Source organism: Verrucosispora sp. WMMD1129, assembly GCF_029581255.1.
In the GTDB taxonomy this organism is placed as follows: domain Bacteria; phylum Actinomycetota; class Actinomycetes; order Mycobacteriales; family Micromonosporaceae; genus Micromonospora; species Micromonospora sediminimaris.
The window spans coordinates 1,099,913-1,116,590 of record NZ_CP120741.1 but is presented as its reverse complement, the minus strand read 5'-3'; the positions used below and the strand labels follow the sequence as shown (position 1 = coordinate 1,116,590).

Below are 16,678 nucleotides of genomic sequence, written 5' to 3'. Positions count from 1 at the left end.
AATGCAGCGCAGCGGAGTCCCGCAGTCGTGAACGGAAGATCGGCTCGGTGAGCGCGAGGAATGCAGCGCAGCGGAGTCCTGCAGTCGTGAACGGAAGGTCGGTCCGGTGACCCTGAGCTCTGATCTGAGCCGTGCCCAGGCGAAGGCGGCCACGCTGATCGAGGCGCTGCCGTGGCTGGCCCGCTTCTCCGGGTCCACTGTCGTGATCAAGTACGGCGGCAACGCCATGGTCGACCCGGAGTTGCAGCGGGCCTTCGCCGCCGACATGGTGTTTCTGCGTTACGTCGGTCTGAAACCGGTGGTGGTGCATGGCGGCGGCCCGCAGATCTCGGCGATGCTCGGCCGGCTGGGCATCGACAGCGAGTTCCGGGGTGGCCTGCGGGTGACCACCCCGGAGGCGATGGACGTGGTCCGGATGGTGCTGGTCGGCCAGGTGGGCCGGGAACTGGTCGGTTTGATCAACGCGTACGGGCCGTTCGCGGTCGGTCTCTCCGGCGAGGACGCCGGGCTGTTCACGGCGGTGCGGCGGCCCGCGTACGTCGACGGGCAGCCGGTCGACGTCGGCCAGGTCGGCGACGTCGAGTCGGTGGACGTCTCGGCGGTGGACGACCTGATCGCCGCCGGCCGGATTCCGGTGATCTCCACGGTGGCGCCGGACGCGGACGGGGTGTTGCACAACCTGAACGCCGACACCGCCGCTGCCGCGCTCGCGGTAGCCCTGCGGGCGCGCAAGCTGGTGGTGCTCACCGACGTGCCCGGCCTGTACGCCGACTGGCCCGACAAATCCAGCCTGGTCAGCGAGATCAGCACCGATGAGCTGGCGAAGCTGCTGCCGTCGCTGGAATCGGGCATGGTGCCGAAGATGGAGGCGTGCCTGCGGGCCGTCAACGGGGGAGTGCCGGCCGCGCACGTCGTGGACGGTCGGGTCGCCCATTCCACCCTGCTGGAAGTGTTCACCTCGGAAGGGTTCGGAACGATGGTGATTCCCTCATGAGTGCTCTGGTCAGCCGGTGGCGGCAGGCGATGATGGACAACTACGGCACGCCGCCGATGGCGCTGGTGTCGGGCTCCGGCGCCGTCGTCGTCGACGAGGCCGGCCGGGAGTACGTCGATCTGCTCGGCGGCATCGCGGTCAATGCGCTCGGCCACGCCCACCCGGCGGTGGTGGCGGCCGTGTCGAAGCAGGTGGCGACGCTCGGCCACGTCTCCAATCTGTACATCTCCGAGCCGCCGGTCGCGCTGGCCGAGCTGCTGCTGGCGTTGGCCGGCCGGCCGGGGCGGGTGTTCTTCGCGAACTCCGGAGCCGAGGCCAACGAGGCGGCGTTCAAGCTTTCCCGCTGCACCGGCCGTACCCAGGTGGTGGCCACCGTCGGCGGCTTTCACGGCCGCACCATGGGCGCTCTCGCGTTGACCGGTCAACCGGCCAAGGCGGACCCGTTCCGTCCGCTGCCGGGCGAGGTCACCCATGTCCCGTACGGTGATGTCGCCGCCTTGGCCGCGGCGGTGACCGACGCCACGGCCATGGTGATCCTGGAGCCGATCCAGGGTGAGAACGGAGTGGTGGTCCCGCCTGCCGGTTACCTCGCCGAGGCCCGGCGGATCACTGCCCGGCACGGTGCCCTGCTGGTGCTCGACGAGGTGCAGACGGGCATCGGCCGGACCGGACACTGGTTCGCCCACCAGGCCGACGGCGTCGAACCGGACGTGGTGACCCTGGCCAAGGGGCTCGGTGGCGGGCTGCCCATCGGCGCGACCCTGGCCTTCGGCCCGGCGGCCGACCTGCTCGTCCCTGGTTCGCACGGCAGCACCTTCGGCGGCAACCCGGTCAGTTGTGCCGCCGCCCTGGCGGTGATCTCCACCATCGCCAGTGAGGGGCTGCTCGACCACGTCAAGCGGATCGGTGAGCGGCTGCGTCGGGGGATCGAGGCTCTCAGCCATCCGCTGGTCGGCGGGGTACGCGGTGCGGGCTTGCTGCTCGGCGTCACCCTGACCGCACCGGCGTCCGCCGCCCTCGCCGGCGCGCTGCGCGAGGCCGGCTTCCTGGTCAACCCGATCCAGCCCGACGTGATCCGCCTGGCCCCGCCGTTGATCCTCACCGTCACTCAGGCCGACGCCTTCCTGGCGGCGCTGCCGACCGCCCTGAACGCCGCCACGAGCGCGCCGGATCGTGGTGCCCAGGATGCGCCGTCCCGTAGCGTGATCCCGACCGCCGCCCCGGCGGTCGCTGCGGATCCGGTCACGGAGACGCCTTCCCAGGGGCGCTCTCGCACCGAGATCTCGACCGACCCGGTGACGCCGACGGAGGCTTCCGCATGATCCGGCACTTCCTGCGCGACGACGACCTGTCTCCGGCCGAGCAGTCCGCGGTGCTCGACCTGGCCGGCCGGATGAAGGCCGACCGCTTCGCGTTCGCGCCGTTGGCCGGACCCCGCTCGGTGGCGGTGCTCTTCGACAAGCAGAGCCTGCGTACCCGGGTCTCCTTCGACGCCGGCATCGCCGAACTCGGTGGTCACCCCCTGGTGGTGGACACCCAGGTCACCCACTTCGGCCGGGGTGAGTCGCTCGCCGACGCCGGTAGGGTGCTGTCCCGCTACGTGGCCGCGATCGTGTTGCGTACCCACGGCGACGACCGGATCTCGGAGGTGGCCGCCGGCGCCACCGTGCCGGTGGTCAACGCGCTGACCGACGGGTTCCACCCCTGCCAGTTGCTCGCGGACCTGCTCACCATCCGTGAGTGGTGTGGCGGCACCGCGGGGCGGACGCTGGCCTACGTCGGGGACGCGGCGAACAACATGTCCCACTCGTACCTGCTGGCCGGCGCGACCGCCGGGATGCACGTGCGGGTCGCCGGCCCGGCCGGCTTCCAGCCGGACGCGGACGTGGTGGCCCGCGCCGAGGCGATCGCCGCCGGCACCGGCGGTTCGGTCCGGGTGCTCACCGACCCGGTCGCCGCCGTGCGGGACGCCGACGTGGTGGCCACCGACACCTGGACCTCGATGGGCCAGGAGGGTGACGGGTTGGACCGCAGCACCCCGTTCCTGCCGTACCAGGTCAACAAGGCGTTGCTCGGGCATGCCGCGCCGGAGGCCGTCGTGCTGCACTGCCTGCCGGCGCATCGCGGCGAGGAGATCACCGACGAGGTGCTCGACGGCCCGCGCAGCGCCGTCTTCGACCAGGCGGAGAATCGGCTGCACGCCCAGAAGGCGCTGCTGACCTTCCTGCTCCAAGGAGAGCCGACATGACGGCACCACTGACCCGGGGCGCCCGGCACGCCCGCATCGTCGAGCTGATCCGCGACAAGCCGATCCGGTCGCAGACCGAGCTGGCCGAGTTGCTCGGCGACGAGGGCGTGCAGGTCACCCAGGCCACCCTCTCCCGGGATCTGAAGGAACTCGGCGCGGTCACCGCCCGGGGCGGTGACGGCCGAGCCGTCTACGTGATCCCCGAAGACGGCCATCGCCCGCTGCGCGACGCCGAGGCGGCGCCGGCCCGTCTGGTGCGGCTGCTGCGCGAACTGCTCAACGAGGTCGACTCCAGCGGCAACATCGCGGTCCTGCGTACCCCGCCGGGAGCCGCCCACTACCTGGCCAGCGCGTTGGATCGGGCAGGTCTGTCGGAGGTCGTCGGCACCATCGCCGGCGACGACACCATTTTCGTCGTGGCGCGCGCCGCTGACGGTGGCGCCGCGCTAGGTGAACGGCTCGCCGGCTGGGCCCGCCGGGACGACAGCGGCGAAGGGAGCGGTACGCAGTGAGCGAGGTCGTGTCGGACGTGGGTGCCCGGTGGGAAGGCGACTGATCGTGGGGACCACAATTGACCGGGTGGATGACAAGAGCCTGACCGAGAACAGCGCAGCGGCCAACCGGACGAGCCTGTGGGGAGGGCGCTTCGCCGGTGGCCCGTCCGAGGCCCTGGCCCGCCTGTCGGTGAGCGTGCAGTTCGACTGGCGGCTGGCCCCGTACGACATCGCGGGTTCCCGGGCGCACGCCCGGGTGCTGGCCGGCGCCGGCCTGCTCGACCCGGAGGAACTGGGCCGCATCCTCGCCGCCCTCGACGACCTGGAGGCCGCCTGCGCCTCGGGCACGTTCCGTCCCACAGTCGACGACGAGGACGTGCACACCGCCCTGGAGCGCGGGCTGCTGGAACGACTCGGCAGCCTCGGTGGCAAGCTGCGTGCCGGCCGGTCCCGCAACGACCAGGTCGCCACCGACCTGCGGCTCTACCTACGTGACCACGCGCGGGGCGTGGCCGCGCGGCTGGTGGAGTTGGCCGAGGCGCTCGTCGAGCAGGCCGGACGGCACGTCGACACCGCCGCACCCGGCATGACCCACCTGCAACACGCCCAGCCGGTCACCTTCGGCCACTGGCTGCTCGCCCACGTGCAGCCGCTGCTGCGGGACCTGGAACGGCTGCGCGACTGGGACCACCGGACCGCGGTCAGCCCGCTCGGCGCGGGGGCGCTGGCCGGTTCGGGGCTGCCGCTGGACCCGGGGGCGGTCTCGAAGGAGTTGGGTTTCCGGACGTCCTTCGCCAACTCGATGGACGCGGTCGCCGACCGGGACTTCGTCGCCGAGTTCCTCTTCGTCACCGCGATGATCGGGGTGCACCTGTCCCGGCTCGGTGAGGAGGTGGTGCTCTGGACGTCGCAGGAGTTCGGCTGGGTGGAGCTGGACGACGCCTTCGCCACCGGCTCGTCGATCATGCCGCAGAAGAAGAACGCGGACATCGCCGAGCTGGCCCGGGGCAAGTCCGGGCGGCTCGTCGGCGGGCTGGTCGCCGTGCTGACCATGCTCAAGGGCCTGCCGATGACGTACGACCGGGACATGCAGGAGGACAAGGAGCCGGCCTTCGACGCGGTCGACACCCTGGAACTGCTGCTGCCGGCGCTCGCCGGGATGATCTCCACCATGACGGTACGCGTCGACCGCCTGGTCGCCGCCGCGCCGGTGGGCTTCTCCCTCGCCACCGAGGTGGCCGACTGGCTGGTCCGCAAGGGCGTGCCGTTCCGCGACGCGCACGAGATCACCGGCAAGCTGGTGGCGCTCTGCGCGGCCCGGGACTGCGCTCTCGACGAGGTCTCCGACGCCGACCTGGCCACCGTCAGCGAGCACCTCGACCCGAGCGTCCGCGACGTGCTCTCGGTCCGGTCCGCCCTCGCCGCCCGGATCACCCCCGGCTCCACGGGTCCCGGCCCGGTGGCCGACCAACTAGCCACCGCCGCAGACCAACTGACCACCTGGCGCAACTGGACCGCCGAGTCAGTGGTCCCGCGCTGACCCGCACCCCTTCGCGGTTGCTCGTGCAGTTTCGGGGAAACTGTCGCCTCAGCGTGCCCGGAGGCGACGGTTTCCCCGAAACTGCTGCCTCGACGCGCCCGGCGGCGGGGCGGGGGAGGTAGGGGTGGAGAGGGTGATCGGCCTCAGGCGTCCCGGCGTCGGAAGGCAGTCACCGCCGCACTCCCGATGACGACGACCCAACCGAGCAGAACGAGCAGGCCGGTGGCGGGCGTCAGGACCCGTGCCGGGTCGGGAAGGTAGAGCAGGCCACCCGCCTGGTCCGGCAGGTAACGAGCGTGCGGGGTGACGGCGTCCAGCACCGGCGAGACGACCAGAACCAGGCTGAGCGTGACGACGAGAGCGGATACGACGGCCCGCAGGAGCGCGGCAAAAGCCAGCCCGAGCAACCCGATGAGCGCGAGATGGACCGCCGCGCCGACGACTGTCCACGGGAAACCGTCGGTGACCACCGGGACGTCCCGCGTGGCCAGCGCGATTCGGGCCGTGAGCAGCCCGACGGCGAGCGCCGCGACGGCGGTTCCGGCAGCCCAGGCCAGGTAGGCGATGGTCTTGGCGGCCGGCACGGCCAGGCGGTCCGGCACGCACAGCAGGGTGGTGTGGATCTGCCCATCGGCGTACTCGGTTCCGACCGCGAGGACGCCGAGCGAGATGGTGCCGGCCTGGAGGTACGGCACCGCTTGGAGGACGACTGCGACCGGCTCGTTCGCCCCGACCGGCGAGGCGGCCAACGCCCCGCTGATGGCGACGGCTGCGCCGATCGTGCCGAAGACCGCGGCCAGCGCCGCAGGCAGGCCGAACAGCTTGGTCAACTCCGCGACGGTGGCGCGGGCGCAGGCGCGGATCACGCGTCCCGCCGCAGGAAGACCGCACCGGCCAGCGCGAGTAGCCCGGCCGTCCAGGTGGCCATGACCAGGCCGCCGGTGACCGGGGCGAGCGCGTCGTCGAACGCCAGCAGGTCGCCGGCGAACATGCTCATGCCCGCGAGATCGGGCAGGAACCTCGCGAGCGGGGTGAGGTGCGACAGCAGCACGGAGACCGAGACGAGGCTGCTGTTCACCACGAGCACGATGATCGGGACGATCCCGTTGCGGGTGAAGACCGTGACCGCGAGGGCGATCAACGCCGTGAGCAGCCAGTAGATCCCGGCACCGACAGCGCGGGACAGCACCCCTTCCGGGGCCGGCGGAGCGTCGGCGCCGACTATCCCGCTGGCCAGCGCCAGCGAGGCGGGAATCACCACCAGAGCCGCGACCGCGACCAGCAGGGCGACGGTGACGGCCTTGGCGGCCAGCACGCCGAGGCGGTTGGGGATGGCGGTGAGGGTCGTGGTGATCTGCCGACCGCCGCCGATCCTGGCGCTGTTCGCGGTGTACTCGCCGCCAACGGCGACGACGCCGAGGACCACCGCGCCGACCGTGCCGATCGGCACCGCGGAGAAGACCGCATCGACAGGCGAGGTGTAGGCCGTCAGCTCGGACCGTCCGCTGCGCAGCGCGGCGCGGACGCCGATGGCGTTGATCAGAGTGATCGCGACCGGACCGAGCACCGTGACAGCCAGCGCGACCATGGTCGCCGGCAGCGTCGCCGTCTTCCGAATTTCGGCGGCGACCGCGTCGAAGAAGATCATCGCCCACCTGCCGTCGGCCCGGTGAGGGCGAAGAAGGCATCCTCCAGTGTCGGATAGCCGGCCGTGACCTCGCGGATCGGACCGGCGGCGACAACCTGGCCGTGGGCGATGACGACCAGGTCGTCGGCGATCTCGTCCACCTCCCTCATCAGGTGGCTGGAGAGCAGCACGGTGCCACCGGCGTCCGCGTGCCCGCGCAGCAGAACGCGGATCCAGCGAATGCCCTCCGGATCGAGCCCGTTCACCGGCTCGTCGAGCACGAGTGCACGTGGTTCGCCGAGCAGCGCCGCGGCCAGCCCGAGCCGCTGGCACATGCCGAGCGAGAACCGGCCGACCCTGGTTCCTCCGGCGGCACCGAGCCCGACCTGATCGAGCACCTCGGCCACCCGTCGGATCGGGATGCCGTTGCTGCGCGCCATCCAGGTGAGGTGATTGCGCGCGGTTCGGGAGCGGTGTGCGCCGGAGCCCTCCAGCATCGACCCGACGGTGCGTAACGGCTGGCGCAGGCGCCGGTACGGTTGGCCGTCGACCAGGGCCGTGCCGGCATCTGCCCGGTCCAGGCCCAGCAGGATGCGCAGGGTGGATGACTTGCCCGCACCGTTCGGCCCCAGCAGACCTGTCACCCGGCCCGGTGCGGCCCGGAAGGTGACATCGGTGAGGATCTCGCGGGAGCCGCGCCGCTTGACCAGACGCTCGACTGACAGCATGAGCACCATGTCAGCTCAGAGTGCCGGTCCGCGTCATCGGACCAGAGCCGGGACTTCCGCCAGCCCGCCCACCTCAGGTCGCTCCGACCCAGGTCCGATGTCAGGCCACGGTCCGGGTTCCTAGACTCGCGAGATGGCACCTGACGGGCGACCGACACGGCGCCCCTGGCTGTCCGCCGTCGCCGTATCGGTGCCGGTGGCTCTGCTCCTCTGCCTGATGACGGCGGGCACCGTGGGGCCGGCCGGGACGCTCCTGCTGACGGTGATCACCACGACCGCCGTCGCAGCGTTGCTCTGGGCGGTGATCGGCGCCCGTCAGGAACGGCGGGTGTACGAGGACCGGCTGACCGCCTGGGCGGCTGAGCGGGCCGCGGCGGCGGAACGGTTGCGCATCGCCCGTGAGCTTCACGATCTCGTCTCGCATGGCCTGGGCCTGGTCACGGTGCGTGCCGCCACGGCCGCCCGAGTGACCGGGCCGACCGGTGCGGCCGAACGGGCGAACGCCCTGGCCGACATCGAACAGGTCGGTCGGGAGACCACGGCCGAGCTGCGGCGGATGCTCGACGTGCTCCGCGCACCTGGCGCCGAGCCCGCTCCCCTGCGGCCGCCCGACACACTCGACGCCCTACCGGAGATCGTGCGCTCCACGACCGCCGCCGGGATCGCCGCCACTGTCGAGGTGCGGAAGGTCGGCGAGGTGCCGCCGGGCGTGCAGCTCACCGTGTGCGCGATCGTCCGCGAGGGCCTGAGCAACACGGCCCGGCACGCCGGGCCGACCTGCGTGCACGTCACCGTGGATCGCGACGGCGACGCGATCGTGGTGGAGGTACGGGACACCGGTCCCCGCCCCGGCTGGCGACCCCGCCCCGGGGCCGGCCACGGCCTGGACGGTCTGCGCGAGCGGGTGAGCATGCTCGATGGTGCCCTGCGCGCCGGCCCGTCCGGGCCGGGCTTCCAGCTCACGGCGCGCCTCCCGGCTCGGCGGTCCGGATGACAACGGAATCAGCGGGCCCGTCCACAAGCATCGGGGTGCTCGTCGCGGACGACCAGCCGCTCCTGCGGCACAGCCTCGCCCTGCTCATCGACGGCACCCCGGGCCTCAGCGTCGTCGGTCAGGCTGCCACCGGACACGAGGCCGTGTCGCTCACCCGCGAACGCCGCCCCGACGTCGTCCTGATGGACATCCGGATGCCCGACGGCGACGGCATCGAAGCGACCGGACGCATCACCGCCGCCACCGAACTGAGCGGTACCAAGGTCCTCGTGCTCAGCATGTTCGCGCTCGACGAGTACGTGGCTGCCGCGCTGCGCGCCGGGGCGCACGGCTTCCTGCTCAAGGACGCACACCCGGACCAACTCGTCGACGCCATCCGACGGACCCACGCGGGCGAGTCCCTTTTCGCGCCAAGCATTCTCACCCGCTTCGTCGCGCACTACCTCGACCGGCCCGGCCCGCCCGAGGTTCGTAAGATCGACAGGCTCACCGGCCGCGAGACCGAGGTGCTGTCTCTCGTGGCCCGCGGCCTGTCCAACGACGAGATCGCCCGGACACTCACCATCTCGATCAAGACGGTCAAGACTCACGTCGGCAACCTGCTCACCAAGCTCGACGCCCGTGATCGAGCCCAGCTCGTCATCGCAGCCTACGAGAACGATCTCGTCGCACGTCGATCCTCTGCGTGATCTTCGCGTACTGCCTGCCGGATGCTGCGGCCGTGGCCCTCGATCAGCATGGGGCGCGGCTTGCCGGTCGGACCCGGGCCGGGTTATCTGGAGGCGTGCAGCATTCCTGGTCGAGTGCCCCGGCCGCCGACGTCGCGCAGACGGCGCGGCACCTGCTGGGCTGGGAGGTGTCGGCCAACGGGGTCCGGATCAGGCTGACCGAGGTCGAGGCGTACGCCGGCACCGGGGTGGATCCCGCCTCGCACGCGCATCGCGGACCGACGCCCCGGACGACTGTGATGTTCGGTCCGGCGGGCTACGCCTACACCTACTTCGTCTTCGGGATGCACTGGTGCCTCAACGTCGTCTGCGGGGACGAGGGGGAGGCGGCGGCGGTCCTGCTGCGTGCCGGCGAGGTGGTCGACGGTATGGACCTGGCCCGCAAGCGGCGTGGCGAGGTGGCCGACCGGGATCTCGCGCGCGGACCCGCACGGTTGGTGGTCGCGCTTGGCGTCGATGCGGCGGCGAACGGCACCTGCATGCTCGACGGGACCGGACCGCTGCTGCTGTCTCCGCCGACCCGCCCGGTCGCGCCGTCGGCCGTCTCCGCCGGCCCGCGGGTCGGCGTGGCTGCCGCGCACGACGTGCCCTGGCGCTTCTGGATCACCGGTGACCCGACCGTCAGCCCGTACCGCCGGCACGTGCCACGACGCCGAACCTGACCCCGTTGTCCGGTTTCGTCGATGGCGTCGCCGGTCGCGGCCGGGGATGGGGAAGACGTGACGGGGGACACTGGTGGGTGCGGGACTCGCGGAATAGTTGACTCGTCAAATATGTTGTCGGGGGCGTCGGGCACCATCGCCCGGTCGGACGACACGAGGGAGCGGTCATGCAGTTCGGAGTCTTCACCGTCGGCGACGTCACGGTCGACCCGACAAACGGCCGGGAGCCCACCGAGGCCGAACGGATCAAGGCGATGGTGGCCATCGCGCTGAAGGCCGAGGAGGTCGGCCTCGACGTCTTCGCCACCGGCGAGCACCACAACCCGCCGTTCGTGCCCTCGTCGCCCACCACCATGCTGGGCTGGATCGCCGCCCGCACCGAGCGGCTGCTCCTGTCCACCGCGACCACGCTGATCACCACCAACGACCCGGTGAAGATCGCCGAGGACTACGCGATGCTGCAACACCTCGCCGACGGCCGGGTCGACCTGATGATGGGCCGGGGCAACACCGGGCCGGTCTACCCCTGGTTCGGCCAGGACATCCGCAACGGCATCCCCCTCGCCATCGAGAACTACGACCTGCTGCGCCGGCTGTGGCGCGAGGACGTGGTCGACTGGAAGGGCAAGTTCCGCACCCCGTTGCAGTCGTTCACCTCGACGCCGCGCCCGCTCGACGGCGTACCCCCGTTCGTGTGGCACGGCTCCATCCGCAGTCCCGAGATCGCCGAGCAGGCCGCCTACTACGGCGACGGGTTCTTCGCCAACCACATCTTCTGGCCGGCCGAGCACACCCGGCGGATGGTCGGCCTCTACCGGCAGCGTTTCGAGCACTACGGTCACGGCTCGGCCGACCAGGCGATCGTGGGTCTCGGCGGCCAGGTGTTCATGCGGCGCAACTCCCAGGACGCGGTACGTGAGTTCCGCCCCTACTTCGACAACGCGCCGGTCTACGGCCACGGCCCCTCGCTGGAGGAGTTCACCGCGCAGACCCCGCTCACCGTGGGCAGCCCGCAGCAGGTCATCGACCGTACGCTCAGCTTCCGCGACTACGTGGGTGACTACCAGCGGCAGCTGTTCCTCGTCGACCACGCCGGGCTGCCGTTGAAGACCGTCCTGGAGCAGCTCGATCTGCTCGGCGAGGAGGTCGTGCCGGTGCTGCGCAAGGAGTTCGAGTCGCTGCGGCCGGCGCACGTGCCGCTGGCGCCGACCCACGCCTCGCTGCTGGCCGCCGCCGGGGGTGGCGGCGACAGCACCGTCCACGCCGTCGACGACGTCACCGGCCGGGCACCGGAGGGCGCCCGATGACCGTGCGTACCCTCGCCGTGGTCTCGGCCGGTCTCAGCCAGCCCTCATCCACCCGGCTGCTGGCCGACCAACTCGCCGCGGCCACCCGCGACGAGTTGGTCCGGCACGGCGAGCAGGTCGAGCTGCGCCCGGTCGAACTGCGCGAACACGCCCACGACATCGTCAACCATCTGCTCACCGGTTTCCCGTCGGAGCCGCTGCGGCAGGTACTGGACGAGGTCACCGGCGCCGACGGGCTGATCGCCGTCAGTCCGATCTTCAACGCCTCGTACAACGGTCTGTTCAAGTCGTTCTTCGACCTGGTCGACGCCGACGCGCTCGGCGGCCGTGCGGTGCTGGTCGGCGCGACCGGCGGCACCGCCCGGCACTCCCTGGCGCTGGAGCACGCGCTCCGTCCGATGTTCACCTACCTGCGGGCGGTGGTGACGCCGACCGCTGTCTTCGCCGCCCCGGAGGACTGGTCCGGCGGGACCGTCGACGGTGCGCTGCGCGCCAGGATCGAGCGCGCCGGTCGGGAACTGGCCGAGCTGGTGCGGCGCAGCGCCCCGTCCAGCGGACCCGTCGACCCGTTCGCCCTCACCACCAGCTTCGACCAACTGCTCAACGGCCGCGACGGCTGATCCCGCCGACCGGGCCGCCGACGTGGCGGCGGCCCGGTCGAGCGGCGCTCACTGCTCCGGCTGGTACGGGTGGGCGATGAGCACCGGGCAGCGGGCGTGGTGCACAAGCGTCTGGCTGACCGAGCCGAGCAGCAACCCGGCGAAGCCACCCCGACCGCGCGATCCGGCCACCACGAGCGCCGCGTCCCCGGTCGCCTCGATCAGCGCCTGATCGGGCTTGGGCGCGACGATCACCTGCTCCTCCACGGTCAGCCCCGGGTGGCTGCCCCGCGCCGCCGCACCGGCGGTGGCGAGCAGGGCCGCCGCCGCCCCGTCGTCGTCGCCTTCGTCGGCGACGTGCATCAGCACCAGCGTCCCGCCGCGCCGGACGGCTTCCTCCGCGCCGTAACCGACGGCGAGTTCGGCCGACTCCGAACCATCCACACCGACAAGCACCGGACCCTCGGTCGGGATCGGACGGTCGGGCGGGCGGATCACCAGCACCGGGCAGTGCCCGTGCGCGGCGACCTGGGTGCCGACCGAGCCGAGCAGCAGCCCGGCGAAGCCGCCCAGACCCCGGCTGCCCACCACCACCAGCTCCGCCCGCCGGGACTCCTCGACCAGGGTCGCGCCCGGCCCGCCGGCCACCTGACGCACCTCGACCGTCAACCCCGGCCACCGGTCCACCAGTTCGGCGGCGGTCTGTTCGAGCATCTTGCGGCCGTCCTCCGACGCTGCCGGCACGCCCACCTCGTACGGGTTGATCGGCACGCCGTAGCCGAGCGGATGCAGGTAGCCGTGCACCAGGTGCAGCGGGCGGGACCGCCACACCGCCGCCTGCGCCGCGTGCTCCGCGGCCACCAGGCTCGGCGGTGATCCGTCCACCCCCACCACGACAGGTCGGTTCATCGTCACTCCATGAGTCGGTCAGGGCTCATTGTCGACGCGTCCCGCGGCCGGGACGCGTCGACACACCACCGGTCAGGTCCCCTCGACCGTACGCAGCCTCCGGACGATCGCCAGCGGGGAGTGGGCGTGGTGCAGCACGGCGTGGCTGACCGAGCCGAGCAGCAGCCCGCCCAGCGCCCCGCGCCCACGCGCGCCCACCACCACCAGTTGGGCGGTGCGGGACTCCTCGACCAGCGCCCGACCTGGGGAACCGCGCACCAACCGCCGCCGCACCGGCACCTCCGGATAGCGCTCGGACCAGCCGGCCACCGCCTCGGCGAGGAGGCGCTCCTCCTCGTCCCGGAAGGCGTCCAGGTCGTAGACCAGGGGCAGGATGTCACCGGGACCGGCCGGGGTCGGATAGAGCCAGGCGTGCACCGCAACCAGGTCGGTGCCGCGCCACGCGGCCTCCTCGAAGGCGAACCGGACGGCCTCCCGGGACAGCTCCGAACCGTCGACGCCGACCACCACCGGCCCATCCGCCCGCGATTCGCCGCGAACCACCAGCACCGGACCGTCCGCGTGGGCGCTGACCTGCACGGCCACCGAGCCGAGCAGCAGCCCGGCGAAGCCGCCCAGCCCCCGGTTGCCGAGGACGACCAACGCCGCGTCCCGGGCCTCGGCGAGCAGGACGGTGCTCGCCCCTCCGTCGACCACCTCACCGGTCACCGCCACCTCCGGGGCCACCTTGCCGGCCTCGGCGACGGCGTCGGCCAGGAACCGTTCGGCCTGGTTACGCAGCCCGCCGTCGGCCGGCGCACCCGGCGCGGGGCCCAGCGGCACCCGCATCAGTGGCCAGATGAACGCGTGCACGATCCGCAGCGGACGATGCCGGTACGCCGCCTCCCGCGCGGCGGCGCGCACCGCGTGCAGGGCGATCTCGGAACCGTCCACGCCCACCACGACGGGGGCGCCGGTGTTGCTGGTCATCACATCTCCTTCTCGACTTCGCTGTCAGCCTCGCTCACTGACGGCGTAAAGGTGGACAGATCGGTGTCCGGCGTACGCCGAGTCAGCCGCAGCACCAGACCGGGCAGGACGCTGACCGCAGCGCAGGCCAGCAGCTCGGTGACGCCGAGGACCTCGGTGCCGAGCAGCTCCCGCAGCGGCGGCAGCAGCACTCCGGCCACCTGGAGCAGTGCGGAGGCGGCGACCGCGAGCGGCAGGGCCAGGTTGCCCCGCCGCTGTCCGCCCGGTCGTGGCGCGCGGACCGCCAGGGCCACGCCGAGTTGGGTCAGGCCGAGGACGATGAAGATCACCGACTGCCACGGCCGGTCCCAGTGGGCGGCGAGCACGCCGGCTCCCAGGGTCACCGCCGCGATCAGCGCGCCGCCGACCAGGATCTGCCGGCCCAGCCCCGCGCCGAGCACCGACTCCTGCGGTGAGCGTGGCACCCGACGCAGGGTGCCGGGTTCGGCCGGTTCGGCGCCCAGGGCAACCCCGGGCACCCCGTGGGTGAGCAGGTTGATCCAGAGGATCTGGGCCGGCAGCAGCGGCACAGGCAGGCCGAACAGTGGCCCGAGCAGCATCACCGCGATCTCGGCCACCCCGCCGGAGAGGGCATAGCGCAGGAACCGGCGGATGTTGTCGTAGATCCTGCGGCCCTCGCCGATCGCGGTGGCCACGGTGGACAGGTCGTCGTCGACCAGCACCAGGTCGGCCGCCTGCCGGGCCACCTCGGTGCCGCCGCCCATCGCCACCCCGATGTCGGCTCGGCGCAGCGCCGGTGCGTCGTTGACGCCGTCGCCGGTCATCGCCACCACATGCCCTCGGGACTGCAACCCGGCGATGATGTCGAGCTTCTGCTCCGGCTGGGTACGCGCGAACACCCGCGCCGCCGCCGGTGCCTCGGCGGGGTCACCGTCGTCGCCGCGTACCACCGGGTCGCCGTCGGCCCACAGGCCCAGCTGACCGGCGATGGCCGCCGCGGTCGCCGGGTGGTCGCCGGTGACCAGCACGAGCCGCACACCGGCGTCGGCGAAGCCGTCGGCGATGTCCGGTGCTCCCGCGCGCAGCGGGTCGCCGACGGCGACCAGACCCACCGGACGCAGTCCCTCGGGGTGCGCGAGGTCGGCCGGTGGGGCGTCCACCAGGGCGGCGGCCACCGCCAGCACCCGCAGCCCGTCGCCGGCCAGCCGGTGCGCGGCGGCGGTCAGGCCGGCCAACTCGTCGGCGTCGGCGTCGAGCAGTGGCGTGGTGAGCACGTTCTCCGGCGCGCCCTTGCACACCACCAGGTAGCGACGGTCGCAGGAGCGGTGCACCGTAGTCATCCGTCGTAACTGCTGGTCGAAAGGGTGCTCCGCGACCCGGGGCCAGGCGTTGCGGGTGGTCTGCGGATCCAGGCCGCAGCGGGCCGCGAAGGCCACCAGGGCCGCCTCCAGCGGATCGCCCACCGCGCCCCAGCGGGGTCGCTCCTCGGTCGGCGGGGCGAGGGTCGCGTCGTTGCAGAGCAGCCCGGCCCGGGCCAGCCGGCGCAACTCGTCCGGCACCGCCACCGGCGTGCCGTCGCGGTGCACGGTGCCGTGCGGGGCGTACCCGCTGCCGGTGACACCGAACCGCTCGCCGTCGCCGGTGACCGCCGACTGCACGGCCATCCGTCCCTCGGTCAGGGTGCCGGTCTTGTCCGAGGCGATCACGGTGACCGAGCCGAGCGTCTCCACCGCGTGCAGCCGGCGGGGGATCGCCCGGGCCGCCGCCATCCGGCGGGCCCCCAGCGCCAGGGCCAGCGTCACCACCGCCGGCAGCGACTCCGGCACCGCGGCCACCACCAGGCTCACCGCGGTGACCGCCATGTCCACCAGGGGCCGACCGCTGAGCACACCGATGGCGAAGACCAGGCCGGACAACGCCACGGCGGCGAGGCCGAGGATCCGGCCGAGCGCGGCGAGACGCCGTTGCAGCGGGGTGGCCGCCGGCCGGGTGGTGGCCGCCAGGGTGGCGATCCGGCCCAGCGCGCTGGCCGCGCCGGTGCGTACCACGGTGCCGGCGGCCCGACCGGTCGTCACCACCGTGCCGGCGCTGGCCTCCTCGCCTGCCGCCCGGGACACCGGCACCGACTCGCCGGTCAACGCCGACTCGTCCAGGTGCAGCCGGCTCGCATCGTGCAGCAGCAGGTCGGCCGGGACCACGTCGCCGGATTCGACCCGGACCAGGTCACCCCGGACCAGCTCGGTGGCGGGCAGCACCGCGTCCCGGCCGTCGCGGATCACCCGGGCGGTCGGCGCGGCGAGCTGATCGAGCGCGGCGATGGCTCGGTCGGCGCGTACCTCCTGCACCACCCCGATGGCCGTGTTGACGGCGACCACGAGCAGGATCACCGCGGTGTCGGGGTAGTCCCGCAGCACCGTGGTGACCACGGCGGCGGCGAGCAGCAGCGCGACCAGGGGATCGGAGAGCTGGTGCACGACCCGGGCAGCCAGGTGCCGGCGGGGCGGTGTCGCGGCGGCGTTCGGTCCGTCGACCCGCAGCCGTCGGGCGGCCTCGGTCGAGCTGAGCCCGGTGTCGGGTGCCGCCGCTACGATGCTCTCGCTGCGTACGTCCCCGTCCGCGACCTGGACCTGTCCGGCCACCGTCCACTCCGCCCTGTGCATCGGGCGTACCCGGACGGCACGCCCCTTCGACACCAGCCTCGCCGAGACCGGCACCGCCCGGCAGGGGCGATCGCCCGCCCGGCCCGGGACCAACGGCCCTGCCGGCCCGTCCCCACGCGGTGACGCCGGCACGCTGCTCGCCCGTCGGGGCCGGGCACCGACGTGCCGGCCGACCCTGGTCATGATCCGGGCAACATCCGCGATGGTGCTGCCTCCGGC

General features: G+C 72.7%; 16 protein-coding genes. 10 read left to right on the top strand and 6 right to left on the bottom strand.

The window, feature by feature from the left end:
• Positions 1-106 precede the first annotated feature (106 nt).
• Genes argB through argH form a run of 5 tightly spaced genes read left to right on the top strand, consistent with a single transcriptional unit; the run spans position 107 to position 5,276 of the window.
• Positions 107-994: an acetylglutamate kinase gene (gene argB / locus O7624_RS05035; RefSeq protein ID WP_282239123.1), complete on the top strand. Its 888-nt coding sequence runs from the start codon at positions 107-109 to the stop codon at positions 992-994.
• Complete coding sequence (locus O7624_RS05030; RefSeq protein ID WP_282239122.1) at positions 991-2,316, top strand: acetylornithine transaminase; 1,326 nt, start codon at positions 991-993, stop codon at positions 2,314-2,316. Before argB ends, O7624_RS05030 begins: the two co-directional genes overlap by 4 nt.
• A complete protein-coding gene (gene argF, locus O7624_RS05025; RefSeq protein ID WP_282239121.1) occupies positions 2,313-3,242 on the top strand; it encodes an ornithine carbamoyltransferase in 930 nt (309 codons plus the stop codon). Before O7624_RS05030 ends, argF begins: the two co-directional genes overlap by 4 nt.
• Positions 3,239-3,754 carry an arginine repressor gene (locus O7624_RS05020; protein ID WP_093404252.1) on the top strand — a complete coding sequence of 172 codons (516 nt, stop codon included), beginning with the start codon at positions 3,239-3,241 and terminating at the stop codon, positions 3,752-3,754. The genes argF and O7624_RS05020 overlap by 4 nt, the downstream gene beginning before the upstream one ends.
• Positions 3,755-3,812: 58 nt before the next feature.
• The gene (gene argH, locus O7624_RS05015) at positions 3,813-5,276 is read left to right on the top strand and encodes an argininosuccinate lyase (protein ID WP_093404776.1); all 1,464 of its coding nucleotides are present in this window, start codon (positions 3,813-3,815) and stop codon (positions 5,274-5,276) included.
• Positions 5,277-5,419: 143 nt separating this feature from the next.
• Here the strand turns inward: argH and O7624_RS05010 are convergent, their stop codons facing one another.
• The 3 genes from O7624_RS05010 to O7624_RS05000 are packed head-to-tail and all read right to left on the bottom strand — an operon-like array spanning position 5,420 to position 7,631.
• Positions 5,420-6,142: a hypothetical protein gene (locus O7624_RS05010; RefSeq protein WP_282239120.1), complete on the bottom strand. Its 723-nt coding sequence runs from the start codon at positions 6,140-6,142 to the stop codon at positions 5,420-5,422.
• Complete coding sequence (locus O7624_RS05005) at positions 6,139-6,924, bottom strand: hypothetical protein (RefSeq protein WP_282239119.1); 786 nt, start codon at positions 6,922-6,924, stop codon at positions 6,139-6,141. The genes O7624_RS05010 and O7624_RS05005 overlap by 4 nt, the downstream gene beginning before the upstream one ends.
• Positions 6,921-7,631, bottom strand: coding sequence for an ATP-binding cassette domain-containing protein (locus O7624_RS05000; RefSeq protein ID WP_282239118.1), 711 nt, complete (start codon positions 7,629-7,631; stop codon positions 6,921-6,923). Before O7624_RS05000 ends, O7624_RS05005 begins: the two co-directional genes overlap by 4 nt.
• Positions 7,632-7,764: 133 nt before the next feature.
• Between O7624_RS05000 and O7624_RS04995 the strand changes: the two genes are divergently transcribed.
• The 5 genes from O7624_RS04995 to O7624_RS04975 all read left to right on the top strand — a co-directional run bounded on the left by O7624_RS04995 (position 7,765) and on the right by O7624_RS04975 (position 11,942).
• A complete protein-coding gene (locus O7624_RS04995) occupies positions 7,765-8,625 on the top strand; it encodes a histidine kinase (RefSeq protein ID WP_282239117.1) in 861 nt (286 codons plus the stop codon).
• Positions 8,622-9,314: a response regulator transcription factor gene (locus O7624_RS04990; RefSeq protein WP_282239116.1), complete on the top strand. Its 693-nt coding sequence runs from the start codon at positions 8,622-8,624 to the stop codon at positions 9,312-9,314. Before O7624_RS04995 ends, O7624_RS04990 begins: the two co-directional genes overlap by 4 nt.
• A 95-nt stretch (positions 9,315-9,409) precedes the next feature.
• Positions 9,410-10,015: a DNA-3-methyladenine glycosylase gene (locus tag O7624_RS04985; RefSeq protein WP_282239115.1), complete on the top strand. Its 606-nt coding sequence runs from the start codon at positions 9,410-9,412 to the stop codon at positions 10,013-10,015.
• Between the two features lie 167 nt (positions 10,016-10,182).
• On the top strand, positions 10,183-11,322 hold the full coding sequence (locus O7624_RS04980) for an LLM class flavin-dependent oxidoreductase (protein ID WP_282239114.1): 1,140 nt from the start codon (positions 10,183-10,185) through the stop codon (positions 11,320-11,322).
• Positions 11,319-11,942, top strand: coding sequence for an FMN reductase (locus tag O7624_RS04975; protein WP_282239113.1), 624 nt, complete (start codon positions 11,319-11,321; stop codon positions 11,940-11,942). The genes O7624_RS04980 and O7624_RS04975 overlap by 4 nt, the downstream gene beginning before the upstream one ends.
• 48 nt (positions 11,943-11,990) lie before the next feature.
• Here O7624_RS04975 and O7624_RS04970 read toward each other — a convergent pair whose 3' ends face one another.
• From O7624_RS04970 to O7624_RS04960, 3 genes are all read right to left on the bottom strand, one after another.
• Positions 11,991-12,836 carry a universal stress protein gene (locus O7624_RS04970; RefSeq protein ID WP_282239112.1) on the bottom strand — a complete coding sequence of 282 codons (846 nt, stop codon included), beginning with the start codon at positions 12,834-12,836 and terminating at the stop codon, positions 11,991-11,993.
• Between the two features lie 66 nt (positions 12,837-12,902).
• Positions 12,903-13,799, bottom strand: a complete 897-nt coding sequence (locus O7624_RS04965; protein WP_282239111.1) for a universal stress protein — start codon at positions 13,797-13,799, stop codon at positions 12,903-12,905.
• On the bottom strand, positions 13,799-16,459 hold the full coding sequence (locus O7624_RS04960; protein ID WP_282239110.1) for a cation-transporting P-type ATPase: 2,661 nt from the start codon (positions 16,457-16,459) through the stop codon (positions 13,799-13,801). The genes O7624_RS04965 and O7624_RS04960 overlap by 1 nt, the downstream gene beginning before the upstream one ends.
• Between the last annotated feature and the right edge of the window lie 219 nt (positions 16,460-16,678).